The 12,847-nt window shown below is 58.0% G+C and carries 11 protein-coding genes and 1 tRNA gene; 7 read left to right on the top strand and 5 right to left on the bottom strand.

What is annotated here, in order from left to right; all coding sequences use genetic code 11:
• Positions 1-3: 3 nt before the first annotated feature.
• Positions 4-1,755 (top strand): tetratricopeptide repeat-containing sulfotransferase family protein, encoded by a 1,752-nt coding sequence (locus tag RGAI101_RS10455; RefSeq protein ID WP_008225375.1) that lies wholly within the window; start codon positions 4-6, stop codon positions 1,753-1,755.
• Positions 1,756-1,883: 128 nt separating this feature from the next.
• Here the strand turns inward: RGAI101_RS10455 and ykgO are convergent, their stop codons facing one another.
• Both ykgO and RGAI101_RS10445 read right to left on the bottom strand, forming a co-directional pair.
• Positions 1,884-2,009: a type B 50S ribosomal protein L36 gene (gene ykgO / locus RGAI101_RS10450; protein WP_005850168.1), complete on the bottom strand. Its 126-nt coding sequence runs from the start codon at positions 2,007-2,009 to the stop codon at positions 1,884-1,886.
• A 77-nt stretch (positions 2,010-2,086) separates the two neighbouring features.
• A tRNA-Val gene (locus RGAI101_RS10445) sits at positions 2,087-2,161 on the bottom strand.
• Positions 2,162-2,312: 151 nt separating this feature from the next.
• Between RGAI101_RS10445 and RGAI101_RS10440 the strand changes: the two genes are divergently transcribed.
• Positions 2,313-3,173: an N-formylglutamate amidohydrolase gene (locus tag RGAI101_RS10440; protein ID WP_008226860.1), complete on the top strand. Its 861-nt coding sequence runs from the start codon at positions 2,313-2,315 to the stop codon at positions 3,171-3,173.
• A gap of 12 nt (positions 3,174-3,185) precedes the next feature.
• On the opposite strand, the gene RGAI101_RS10435 is transcribed toward RGAI101_RS10440, so the two are convergent.
• The gene (locus RGAI101_RS10435; protein WP_037227956.1) at positions 3,186-4,439 is read right to left on the bottom strand and encodes a DNA polymerase IV; all 1,254 of its coding nucleotides are present in this window, start codon (positions 4,437-4,439) and stop codon (positions 3,186-3,188) included.
• Positions 4,440-4,501: 62 nt separating this feature from the next.
• Between RGAI101_RS10435 and RGAI101_RS10430 the strand changes: the two genes are divergently transcribed.
• On the top strand, positions 4,502-4,918 hold the full coding sequence (locus tag RGAI101_RS10430) for an NUDIX hydrolase (RefSeq protein WP_008229201.1): 417 nt from the start codon (positions 4,502-4,504) through the stop codon (positions 4,916-4,918).
• A gap of 197 nt (positions 4,919-5,115) precedes the next feature.
• Here RGAI101_RS10430 and pyrF read toward each other — a convergent pair whose 3' ends face one another.
• A complete protein-coding gene (gene pyrF, locus RGAI101_RS10425) occupies positions 5,116-5,805 on the bottom strand; it encodes an orotidine-5'-phosphate decarboxylase (RefSeq protein ID WP_008225813.1) in 690 nt (229 codons plus the stop codon).
• Between the two features lie 200 nt (positions 5,806-6,005).
• Positions 6,006-6,320 carry a hypothetical protein gene (locus RGAI101_RS10420; protein ID WP_008226621.1) on the bottom strand — a complete coding sequence of 105 codons (315 nt, stop codon included), beginning with the start codon at positions 6,318-6,320 and terminating at the stop codon, positions 6,006-6,008.
• A gap of 412 nt (positions 6,321-6,732) precedes the next feature.
• Between RGAI101_RS10420 and clpB the strand changes: the two genes are divergently transcribed.
• The 4 genes from clpB to msrQ all read left to right on the top strand — a co-directional run bounded on the left by clpB (position 6,733) and on the right by msrQ (position 12,279).
• A complete protein-coding gene (gene clpB / locus RGAI101_RS10415) occupies positions 6,733-9,348 on the top strand; it encodes an ATP-dependent chaperone ClpB (protein ID WP_008226519.1) in 2,616 nt (871 codons plus the stop codon).
• Between the two features lie 382 nt (positions 9,349-9,730).
• Positions 9,731-10,234: a PA14 domain-containing protein gene (locus RGAI101_RS10410; RefSeq protein ID WP_198133692.1), complete on the top strand. Its 504-nt coding sequence runs from the start codon at positions 9,731-9,733 to the stop codon at positions 10,232-10,234.
• A gap of 513 nt (positions 10,235-10,747) precedes the next feature.
• The gene (gene msrP, locus RGAI101_RS10405; protein ID WP_008226636.1) at positions 10,748-11,656 is read left to right on the top strand and encodes a protein-methionine-sulfoxide reductase catalytic subunit MsrP; all 909 of its coding nucleotides are present in this window, start codon (positions 10,748-10,750) and stop codon (positions 11,654-11,656) included.
• Positions 11,657-11,679: 23 nt separating this feature from the next.
• Complete coding sequence (gene msrQ, locus RGAI101_RS10400) at positions 11,680-12,279, top strand: protein-methionine-sulfoxide reductase heme-binding subunit MsrQ (protein WP_037229403.1); 600 nt, start codon at positions 11,680-11,682, stop codon at positions 12,277-12,279.
• The last annotated feature ends 568 nt before the right edge of the window (positions 12,280-12,847 follow it).

Raw genomic sequence — 12,847 nt, 5'->3', positions numbered from 1 at the left:
CGGATGACGTATGAAAATGACATGCTGGATGCGCAGAAATACCTCCAGCAAGGCAACTACAAACGGAGCTTGAAGGCAGCGCTTTCGGCGTCCAGAAAATCGCCGGGTTCGGCGGTGGCCGCCAATATCACGGGCATCGCGACAAGCGCGACAGGCAGGCCCGGCGATGCGATCAAGTATTTTCAAAAGGCCTTGAAGCTCACGCCGGACTTCCCCGATGCGCAAAAGAATTTCGCTCAGACGTTGATCTTGATCGGCCGTCCGGGCGTTGCCCTGGCGCAGTTGGCCAAGCTTGCGATCAGGACGCCTGCGGACTGGAAGGTCTGGTACCTCAAGGCGCAAGCCGAACTTGCTTTGGGGAAGGAAAAGGACGGGCTCGCCTCTGTGGACAGGGCGCTTGCCCTTACTGCAACATCGGTCACGGTCCATCATCTTCGAAGCACGATCAACCTGAGCCTTGGGCATATTAAGGACGCGATTGATGATCTGTATGCTGCCTTGAAGATCAATCCGGAGGACGTCGTAGCCCTGACCAACCTCAGCCTCCCGCTTGCGCGCCAGACGAGATTTGAAGAGGCGCTGGAAGTGGTGCAGAAGGCCGTGAAGCTTGCCCCGAACAACGTCGCGGCCCGGTACCGGCTTGCCACCCAGTTCGTGGAGATGGGACGGTCCGAGGACGGTATTTTCCACTACAACGCCATTCTGGACATGCAGCCCGATCATGCAGGGGCGCTAGAGCAACTGACGCTCCTCTTGTCCAAGGCCGAGGTTGCCGCCCTAGAGCCGAAAATCCAAATGGCTCTTAAGAAAGTGGCGAGGAATTCCGAAGACCGCGCTTCGTTGTTCTATGCGCTGTCCGCAGCCTTATCGGCGCAGGAAAAGCCGCTGGATGCTGACAAGATGCTGGGTTTGGCGAACAAGGAAATGGCGAATTTGTTGCCATACGACCCGGTTGCCGACGCTGATGTGACACGCGCGATACTTGGCAGATTTCCTGCCATTCTCGAAAGCGACGGCGAAACTTCTACCGCTCCGTATCCGGTTTTCGTGATCGGACTGCCGCGATCGGGCACGACACTTGTCGAAGCCGTCTTGGGGGCCCACCCGCATGTCGCCCCATTGGGAGAGCGCGGCACCGCAGGCTTTCTGCTGCGGGATATCATTGAACAAAACCTGCCATTCACGCGCAACGACGCCATCAAAATGATCCGAGAGGATCAAAGGCTGATGCCGGATCTCCCCGAGGGAACAGTCGCCTATGTTGATAAAATGCCCGAAAATTACCGGCTTGTCGGGTTTCTGAAATCGGCTTACCCGAATGCGCGGATCATCAATGTCCGCCGTGATCCAAGGGATATTGCCCTGTCGATGTGGAAATCCCATTTTTCGGGAACGGCACTGTCGTATACATATGACTGGGACCGAATGGCGTTCAGGTTCAATCTGTATGCGCAATCAATGGCGCATTGGAAAACCATACTGCCGGGGCAGATCCTTGACGTCCACTACAAGGATCTGGTCGAAGATGTCGAAGCCACAGGCCGCAGCATGGCAGCGTTCTGTGACCTTGAGTGGCACGGCGCAATGGCGCGTCCCGATCTGAACGCGACGCAGGTCCTGACCCACAGCGCCACGCAATTGCGGCGACCGGTACATACTGATTCTATCGAAAAATGGCGGAAGAACCCCGACCTGCTGACACCCTTTGTCAAAGGTTTCGATCGGACGCTTTGGAGCGACTATCTTTCGGACTAGCGGGCCTTTTCAGAGGTTGGCGTCGTTCGGGCCGCAAAATGGCCCTGTCCGGATGGTGCCTAGTGCTGCACTGAAACAAAAAAAACCGCCCCCGAAGGAGCGGCTTTTCTAACTGAATGCAACAGTTCTTAACCCTGACGGGCTTTGAACCGGCGCTGCGTCTTGTTGATGACGTAAACGCGGCCTTTGCGACGCACAACGCGGCAGTCACGATGCCGGTTTTTGAGCGAGCGGAGCGAATTGCGAACCTTCATGGTCGTTCTCCTGTGTCGTGGCGCGGGCCAGCGCCGGGTTGCGGGCAGTCCAGCGGATGCTGGACCAATGAATTAGGTGGTGGGCGATACTGGGATCGAACCAGTGACCCCTTCGATGTCAACGAAGTGCTCTACCGCTGAGCTAATCACCCCCTATGTAGCCCGAAAACCAACGCCCCTAACAAAAACGGGGCGCGAGATTTCCGCGCCGGTAGCGGGGTCTATAAATAGAGTCGCAGACATGATCAAGGGGTTTTGGCTTTGTAAAAACATGCGCTATGATGTTATTTGAAAGGTGCGCGAATGCCACACTCTGCCTATGACGTTTTACACCCCGACGGTGCCCTGTCCTGCGTGGTGTTTGCATCGCCCCATTCGGGGCGGGATTATAGCCTTTCGTTCTTGCAGGCCAGCGTTTTGGACAGCCATACGATCCGGTCTTCCGAGGATGCTTTTGTCGATCGGCTGTTCAACGCGGCCCCCCAATTCGGTGCGCCGTTCCTGATGGCGCGCGCGCCGCGGGCCTTTGTCGATTTGAACCGATCCTGCGAAGAACTTGATCCCGCGCTGATCGAAGGGCTGCGCAAACAGGGCCATAATCCGCGTGTTTCATCGGGTTTGGGGGTGATTCCCCGGGTCGTGGCCAACGGACGGTCGATTTATCACGGCAAGATTAGTCAGGAAGAGGTGCAGCGCCGCCTTGATGGATATTGGCATCCCTATCACGCCATGCAGCAAAAACTGTTGGACAACGCGCGTCGCCGCCACGGTCAGGCGGTGCTGATTGATTGTCATTCAATGCCCCACGAAGCGATGGATGGCGTGGCCCGTCGCGGCATGAAGCGGCCCGATGTCGTGCTGGGGGATCGTTTCGGGTCTACGGCAAGCGGTGATGTTGTGGACCGGGTCGAGGCGGCTTTTGTCGACGCGGGGTTTAACGTCACGCGCAACACGCCCTTTGCGGGGGCTTATATCACGCAGGCCTACGGACGTCCGTCGCGGGGCCAGCATGCGGTGCAGGTTGAATTGGACCGGTCTTTGTACATGAACGAATCACTTGTTTGTCCAAACGACAACTTCGAGGCCGTTCAAAAGGCTCTTCACGTCGTCGTGGCGCAGATCGCGGGAATCGGTGAGGGGCGGGTGCCCTTGGCGGCCGAATAGCCAGCCCAAAGTTCAGCGTAGGGCACGGCCTTTGACGATGGCCTTGTCGCCGAATTTCTCGCGAATCGCATCGGTGGCGCGTTCGGCCTGACCGCGGCGCTTGGCGTCGGGGTCCAGCAGATCGCCGGACTGGTCGGCCCCCGCGGCGGGCCCAAGGTCTGAGATGCCGCAGCCCAACAGGCGGTAAGGGCCGGGATCGTTCAACTGATCGAACAAACCGCGCGCCGTGCGATAGATGCGATCGGCCAGTTGCGTCGGATCATACAGTGACACGCGCCGGGTGATCAGCGAAAAATCGGCACGCTTGAGCTTGAGCACCACGACGCGCCCCGCCAGATCCTTGGCCTTGGCGCGGTCGGCGACCTTTTGGGCCATGCGCCACAGGTGACCGTCAAGCAGCTCGGGATCCGAGGTGTCGTCGTTGAATGTCGTCTCGTTGCTGATGGATTTCATCTGCTCGTGCGACGAGACGCGGCGCTTGTCCTGACCGCGTGCGAGATGCCACAACCGGTCCCCCATGCTGCCGAAACGTGCCACCAGATCAGTCCGTTCCCACCGCAGCAGATCGGAAAACGTCTTGATTCCCGCCCTGTTCAACGTGGCAAGAGACGCTGCACCGACGCCCCAGATCATACTGACGGGTTTATCGGCAAGAAAGCTTTGGGTTTCGGCCATACCGATCACGGAAAAGCCGTTGGGCTTATCCAGATCCGACGCGACCTTGGCCAGAAACTTGTTGTGGGACAAACCGATGGAGCCTGTCAGCCCCAGTTCCGTCTTCATCCGTCGCACCAACCGCGCCAGCATCACCGCTGGCGGTGCGCCGTGCAGTTTGGTCGTACCGGTCATGTCCAAAAATGCCTCGTCCAGCGACAAGGGTTCGATCGAGGGTGTCAATTCCTCCATCATGGTGCGAATCGCACGCGATGCTTCGACATAGGCATCCATGCGGGGTTTGATGATGATCGCCTCGGGGCAAAGCTTGAGCGCCTGAAACATCGGCATGGCGGATTTCACGCCCTTGATCCGCGCAATATAGCAGGCGGTCGATACAACCCCGCGCCGCCCGCCCCCGATGATCACGGGTTTGCCGTTCAGGGCCGGGTTGTCGCGTTTCTCGACCGAGGCATAAAACGCGTCGCAATCCATGTGCGCGATGGAAAGGTCAAACAATTCGGGATGCGCAAACACACGCGGGCTACCGCAGGCCGGACAGCGGCGTGCAGGCGCAATTTGGGACAGGCAGTCACGACAAAGGGCTGGCATATGGGGTATGTGGGTTCAAAGCTGGATCGTAGCAAGACTATCTTAGGGCGAAGGGTTTGAACATGGATTTCGAGGGGGCAAAGATCGCGCTTTATCTGGGCGACCAACTGGTTGTGATCTTGCGCGACGACATCGACGGGCTGCCCTTCCCCGGTTTTTGGGATTTGCCCGGCGGCGGCCGCGAAGGCGTTGAAACCCCGCAAGCCTGCGTTCAGCGGGAGTGTTTCGAAGAACTGGCGTTGGATTTGACCGATATGGTGTTCGACTGGGGGCGTAGCTTTGAAACGGGTGGCGTGGTGCATTGGTTCTTTGTCGGCCACCTGCCTGCGTCTTTTGCCGACGAAATTGTTTTCGGGGATGAGGGGCAAAAATGGGCGTTGATGACCGACCAGAGGTTTATCACACACGCCAAAGCAGTCCCGATGTTTCAGGATCGTCTGCGGCTTTATCTGAACGGGGGTTCCCCGCGGTCATTGTAGCTATGTGGAGGGTTAGAAAGGCCCCCCGCAACTGTGCGGGGGGAGGTGACGAACTTCAGGAAGAACCAGTTCGTCGGGGAGTATCACCATAGTAAGGGTGCCATACGATTGTGGAATTTCAAAACGATTATTCCCGCTAAGGTTTAAAAGCTTTGTTCTGTTACCGAATTAACACAGGTTTGGTGGCGCGTGTCAGATCAGGGAAGTTCGGCCAAGACGGCACGGGCCGCGGCGGCGGGGTCTCTGGCCTGCCAGATGGGGCGACCCACCACGATATGGTCTGCGCCGTCCGCGATCGCTTGTGCCGGGGTTGCCACGCGCTTTTGATCACCCAACGCCGCACCTTGAGGGCGCACGCCGGGGGTAACGATCAGCTTGCCAGTGGCTTCGGGCAGGGCGCGGATTAGGGCGGCCTCTTGCGGGGATGCGATCACGCCATCGGCACCGGCGTCAAACGCGCGGCCCGCACGGGTGGCGACCAGATCTGGAATGTCGCCCGCCTGGATCAGGCTTGCGTCCAGATCGGTCCGATCCAGCGAGGTCAGGATTGTCACAGCAAGGATTTTCATGCCCGACCCCGAGGCACCCTCCATCGCGGCGCGCACCACATGCGGGTCGCCGTGCACCGTCAGGAAATCCAGATCAAACTGCGCAAGGCCCCGCACGGCGGCTTCGACCGTGGCCCCGATATCGAATAACTTCATATCCAGAAAGATCCGTTTGCCGTGATCCTGAATCAGTTCATTGGCCAGCCCCAGCCCGCCCCCCGTCAGCATCCCGAGGCCAATTTTATAAAAACCAACGCTATCCCCCAGCGTTTGGGCCAGTTCAAATCCGGCGACGGCATTGGGAACATCAAGGGCTACAATCAGGCGGTCGTCAGACATGGGGGGCTCCGGTTGGTGGGGGAAGGGCAAACGATGCTGGCTTACGAGGTCTGGCGGGGCATGTCCATGAAAACAAAAAAAACCCGGACTGCACGAGGGCAGTCCGGGCAAGTAACAGAGACGGACTAGGCAGCAGTCTCTGGGGTTTGCGGCGCTGTACCGGGGCAGGTACAACAGGCAGTTCCGCAAAATCGAAAAAATCAGGCGGCGCGCAGGCCGGGCAGGTTGATCACATGTTTCAGCCAGGCCTTGGGGTCAAAACGGGGGCGTCCAGCGCGCTGGTCGGGACCCAGTCGCTTGATCTCTGATCTCATGCCACCGCGGCCCAGATGGCGGCGGTCGGCTTGTTTGGTCAGACCCTTGGCGGCGTCAGCAAAGGATGTTGTAATCGGCGCATTGATGGCGCAGGCGTATCTAAAGGAACGGCCCTTGTCATGGACGGTGACGATCGCCTCAAAGCATTGTTCTGCAGCGTTATAAATCACGTCATTCAGTTGGATTTTACACGTCTTCATGTGTCTTACCTCATTGATCGTTATATCTGCTCGTACCGTGGGTTTGTCTCCCATTGACTAGTAAACTCAACTGTTGCGGAAAAGTTCCATAAATTCCAACGCAACCTGTTAATAAAGTTAATTTTCCATTAAAAAACAGTCAATTGTAGTGTGGATATTTTTTACTTGACGTGCGCGGAATATTGCGCGGCGGCTGTTTAGGTGAATGGTTTCAAGTGCTTCGAATTGTGGTCATTTTCCACTAATCTGCGCGAACCCGGTCGGTGCGGGCGAATTTTCAGGACAGAATTATGTTACCTGCCTCTTGAAACGGGGGGCTTCAAACCTTTGATTCAGATCAAGGCCAAAACCCCGGCACGCTGATAATCAGGTGCCGGAACCGATTGGCGCTTAACTGAAAAAGGAGAGAACCATGGACTTGAGCAAGTTCACGGAGAGATCGCGTGGCTTCATTCAGGCAGCGCAGACAATTGCGACCCGAGAAAGCCACCAGCGCCTGACGCCGGAGCACCTTCTTAAGGCACTGCTGGATGACGACCAGGGACTGGCAAGCAATCTGATTGCGGCCGCAGGCGGTACGCCGTCACGGGTTGTCGAAGCGCTGACGTTGTCGATGGGCAAGCTGCCCAAGGTGACGGGCGACGCTGCACAGGTATATCTGGACAATGCGACAGCCAAGGTATTGGCCGAAGCCGAAGCGCTGGCCAAGAAGGCTGGCGACAGTTTCGTGCCGGTAGAACGTATCCTGATGGCGTTGTGCATGGTGAAATCCGCCGCGAAAGAGGCGCTAGAGAACGGCAAGGTGACGGCCCAAGGCCTGAACGCCGCGATCAACGATGTCCGGAAAGGGCGCACTGCCGATACGGCAAGCGCCGAAGAAGGCTATGATGCGCTGAAAAAATACAGTCTCGATCTGACGGAACGTGCGCGGGAGGGTAAAATCGACCCTATCATTGGCCGTGACGAAGAAATTCGCCGCGCCATGCAGGTGCTTAGCCGTCGAACCAAGAACAATCCGGTGCTGATCGGTGAGCCGGGTGTAGGGAAAACCGCGATTGCCGAAGGCTTGGCCTTGCGCATCGTCGATGGTGACGTGCCTGAAAGCCTGCGCAACAAGCGTCTGCTTGCGCTCGACATGGGTGCGCTGATCGCCGGTGCGAAATACCGTGGCGAATTCGAGGAGCGGTTGAAAGCCGTCCTGACCGAGGTCACCGAAGCCGCGGGCGAGGTGATCTTGTTCATTGACGAAATGCACACGCTTGTCGGCGCGGGCAAAGGCGAGGGCGCGATGGACGCGGCCAACCTGATCAAACCTGCCTTGGCGCGGGGCGAATTGCATTGCGTTGGTGCGACCACTTTGGACGAATACCGCAAATACGTTGAAAAGGACGCAGCCCTGGCGCGGCGGTTCCAGCCCGTGATGGTAAGCGAACCAACGGTGGAAGACACGGTCAGCATCTTGCGCGGCATCAAGGAAAAGTACGAGCTGCACCATGGCGTGCGGATCAGCGACTCCGCGCTTGTGGCTGCGGCGACCCTGTCGCACCGCTATATCACGGATCGGTTTTTGCCCGACAAGGCGATTGACCTGATGGACGAGGCTGCCAGCCGGTTGCGGATGGAAGTCGACAGCAAGCCCGAAGAACTGGACGCGCTGGACCGTCAGATCATGCAGCTTCAGATCGAAGCCGAGGCGCTGAAGAAAGAAGATGACGTCGCCAGCAAGGACCGTCTGGAAAAGCTTGAAAAAGAACTGGGCGATCTTCAGGAAAAAGCCGATGCCATGACGGCACAGTGGCAAGGGGAGCGCGACCGTCTTGAAGGTGCGCGCGAGCTGAAGGAAAAGCTGGACCGTGCGCGGGCCGAGCTGGACATCGCCAAGCGTGAAGGCAATCTGGCCAAGGCCGGAGAGCTGTCTTATGGCGTGATCCCGCAGCTGGAGCGCGAGCTGGGCGAAGCCGAGGACAGCGAAGCTGACGTGATGGTGGAAGAGGCCGTGCGCCCCGACCAGATCGCGAGCGTGGTCGAGCGCTGGACAGGTATCCCTGCCGGCCGGATGCTGGAAGGCGAGCGTGACAAGCTGCTGCGCATGGAAGAGCAATTGCACAACCGTGTGATCGGTCAGAACCAGGCGGTGAAGGCTGTCGCCAACGCGGTACGCCGTGCGCGCGCCGGCCTGAACGACGAGGCGCGCCCCTTGGGCAGCTTCTTGTTCCTTGGACCAACCGGCGTGGGTAAGACCGAGCTGACCAAAGCCGTGGCCGAGTTCCTGTTTGATGACGAAAACGCGATGGTGCGGATCGACATGAGTGAATTCATGGAGAAACACGCCGTGTCCCGCCTGATTGGTGCCCCTCCGGGCTATGTCGGGTATGACGAAGGCGGTGTCCTGACCGAAGCCGTGCGGCGCAGGCCCTATCAGGTCGTGCTGTTCGACGAGGTCGAAAAGGCGCATCCGGATGTGTTCAACGTGCTGCTGCAGGTGCTTGATGATGGTGTGCTGACCGATGGTCAGGGCCGCAAGGTCGACTTCAAGCAGACGCTGATCGTTCTGACCAGCAACCTTGGCGCGCAATCGCTTAGCCAACTGCCGGAAGGCGGGGACATGGCACAGGCCAAGCGCGATGTCATGGATGCCGTTCGCGGACACTTCCGCCCCGAGTTCCTGAACCGTCTGGATGAAACCATCATCTTTGACCGTCTGGCGCGCGACGACATGACTGGAATCGTCGATATCCAGATCGGCCGTCTGTTGAAACGGCTTGCCGGGCGCAAGATCGGTCTGGAGCTGGACGCATCGGCCAAACAATGGCTTGCGGATGAAGGCTATGATCCGGTGTTCGGTGCGCGGCCCTTGAAACGTGTGATCCAACGCGCGCTGCAAGATCCGCTGGCCGAGATGATCCTGGCCGGGGATGTGATGGATGGCGATTTGATCCCTGTGTCGGCAGGTGTCGAAGGTCTGATCATCGGCGACCGCATCGCCGCCAGCAACCGGCCCAAGCCGGAAGAGGCAACGGTACACTAAACGCCGTTAGGTGTTGATAAAAAGGGCCGGGGGAAACCCTGGCCCTTTTGCTTGGATAATCGAATTAACATCTTCTTGGCAGGACCGGGCAACGTGATAACGGTCCGGTGCAGGCCCATGCCGGCATTTGTCCCAAACGTTTTTGTGCAGCAGTGTGCGTTTCTGGCGTGATATGCCGCGTTGGGCACCAGCAGGTGCTTGTGCTGCAAACTTCCAGAGACCTACTTAACGTCAGCTGGTTCACACAGCGCTTGCGCACGACGCGGGTGAGCGTAGGCTGGAACAGAGAAAAACAGGGAGACGAGCCAAGATGATAATGCATCGGATAGCAGGGGTGGCGGCGCTTGTGGCGCTTTGTGCGGGCACGGTTGTGGCAAGCCCCTTGAAACTGAAACCCGCAGACCCGCAGCCAGAAAGCGTGAGCACGGGGCTGGCGGTCGATTATGCTTTCCCCGAAGACGTCAAGTCGCTGCGCGATGCCTATATTGCGCTTGGCATTGGGGCAAAGCCAGGCGAGCCTTTGGCGGATATCGATTATTTGAGTTCCGAGAGCGAGCCCTTCGCGCTTACTTCGGGGCAGGAAATGATGGTTGCGGCGCGAATCAAGGGCTATCTTCGCTTCGATGCGCCCGGCGTTTACACGCTCGAGACCTATTCAAACGATGGCCTCGAACTCAGCATCGGCGGGCGCGAGGTTGCGAAGGTGGACGAGAAACGGGGGTGTGACCCGATCGGCGCTGTCGAGGTGAGCGTTCCGGAAGCGGGGTGGTACGAACTTGAGGCGCTTTACTGGCAACGTAAGGGCGGGAGCTGCCTGATCATGGAGTGGGCAGAAGAAGGCAGCGCGCTGGAAACAGTGCCCGCGGCGGCGTTTGGCCACAATTAGACCCGTCAGAAACTTGAACATGTGGCGCACTGCCCGCGTGTGTTCTTGTGCATGTTCAGCCTCTCGCTCGGCTGATCGACCGGTCCATCAAGGTAACGCGTTTCTAGCGCCATACCCTTGATGGCGTCGGCTTGGGCGCACGACCTGCGCTGCGGCGTCCTTACTGTCGGAACATGGTGGGGGCGGTCCGCAAGCTGCCGTAGGATGCATTGCCGTGAAGTGGTGCATTGTCTGCAAAACTGCAATTCTTATAGGGCATCATAATCCGTGAATCCCCTCGGACTGTCCGCATCGCCGTTGCTTGCCGCATCGCAGAATGCCAATATCCTCACCATAGTATTGGCGTTTCGCACAGGTTGCCCACGGCAACAACTCGGGCAAGCTGTGGCCCCTTTGACGGCATGACACGTCCCTGACGTTTCGGTGTGATCCTTGAAATGTACCCTCAAAGCGTTTGGTAACGGGCGGGCGGCGCACTACCTACTTTATATATAGATGTAAGGAGTGCCCAAAATGGCCAATCGCTGGATCAATACGCTAAAAGACAAAGACGTGACCCCCGAGGATATGTTCCTGAACCGGCGGCAGATCATGGGCGGCGCTTTGGCTGGGGTCGGGCTGGCCGGAATGGGGTCTTCGGTATCCGCCGCGCCCGAGGGGCTTGAGCCGAACAGCTACGAAGAAATCACCAGCTACAACAACTATTATGAATTCGGCACCGGCAAGGATGATCCGGCCAGATATGCAGGAAAGCTGACGACCACGCCGTGGACTGTGCAGATTGACGGGATGGTCGACAATCCCGGCGAATTCGCATTCGAGGATATTATGAAGGCGATGACCATCGAGGAGCGGATCTACAAGTTCCGCTGTGTCGAAGCGTGGTCGATGGTGGTGCCGTGGAACGGGTTCGAGCTGGCCGATCTGCTGAACATGGCTGGTGTACAGTCGGGCGCGAAATATGTGGCGTTTGAAACTGCCCTGCGCCCGGACGAAATGCCCGGCGTCGCGTATCCCGTGCTGGATTGGCCCTATGTCGAAGGGTTGCGGCTGGACGAGGCAATGCATCCCCTGACCATCATGGCGACGGGGATATACGGCAAGGACATCCCAAACCAGAACGGTGCGCCGCTGCGTTTGGTGGTGCCATGGAAATACGGCTTCAAATCGATCAAGTCCGTGGTCAAGATCACTTTGACCGACAAGCAGCCTGCCACCAGCTGGAACAAGGCGAACGCACGCGAATACGGGTTCTATAGTAATGTGAACCCTGAGGTGGATCACCCGCGCTGGTCGCAAGCCTCCGAGCGGTTGATCGGGGGGGGGCTGTTTTCCAAACGCGTGCCGACCCTGATGTTCAATGGCTATGAAGGCGAGGTCGCTGGCCTTTATGAAGGCATGGACCTGGCGAAAGACATTTAAGGCAGGGCCGGACCGTGGGGAGCATCATTGATCGCGTGAACGGATTGGCCGGCAAGGTGCCAACCTGGCCTCTCTATATACTGTATCTCTTGCCGGTGCCGTGGTTGCTGTATCTGGCGCAAACCGGCGGCCTGGGTGTCGAGCCAATCAAAGAGCTTGAGCATGAGTTGGGCGAGATCGCGCTTCAGCTGCTGATCATCGGTTTGGCGGTTACCCCGTTGCGCCGCTATGTCGGGGTGAACCTGATCAAGTTCCGCCGCGCCTTTGGTCTGCTGGCCTTTGCCTATGTATCGCTGCACTTGCTGGTCTGGCTGGTGTTGGATGTCGGTATTCCAAGCCAGATCTGGGCGGACATCATAAAGCGTCCCTATATTACCATCGGAATGGCGGGGTTTCTCTGCCTGCTGCCATTGGCGGCGACCTCGAACAATTTCTCGATCCGCAAGCTGGGGCCCAAATGGCGCAAGCTGCACAGGCTGACTTATCTGGCTGTGATCCTGGGGGGCGTTCACTACATCTGGCTGGTCAAAGGATTCCAGATCGAGCCGCTGGTTTATATGGCCGTGATTCTGGGGCTGCTGGCCTTGCGCCTGCCAAAACGGCGCAAAGCACGGGCGGTTTGATTGCGATACCGATTCATTTCCAAGATCGCGCCGCGAACAGGGGTCTCTAAGCTGCCGGATTCGGCCCGAATGGCGGCAAACAATCCACATTTTGCCGCCCGGCCTGTGGATAAGTTTAGGGCGCTAACATGGCACCCCAAAGCTGACCTATGGTAAGAGCAATAATCCTGCGCAAACCGGGGTGGTTAACGCATCATTCGATAATCAACCCTATGATTTTACGGCGAAATACGGGAATTTGAAAAAAATGACGATTAACCCAAAAAAGGGGTTGCGGGTATTTGGAACAAACCTTAGAACGCCCCTTACCGGAGACGCAGACAAGCAGACACGGTGCGCTAGACGGGACGGACGGGGCTGAGGTTTCGGAGGTTTACGTAGCGGGGAAATTCTGAGGCATTGAGGCGGGGCGCGCTGAAAGTTACGGCGCATCTTGGTTTCTTTTGTCTCGACGCTCTTTGAAATGATAGATATCTGAAGAGATATGTGGGCGGTTTGGTTCATTCGATGGATCAACCTCTACATATCGCGCTGGTAGCGACGCACTTAGGTGTTAGCGATGATCCAG

The organism is Roseobacter sp. GAI101, from assembly GCF_000156335.1.
Taxonomy (GTDB): Bacteria; Pseudomonadota; Alphaproteobacteria; order Rhodobacterales; family Rhodobacteraceae; genus Sulfitobacter.
Note: the sequence above shows the minus strand (reverse complement) of the source record. Positions and strands in the feature narration are given on the sequence as shown.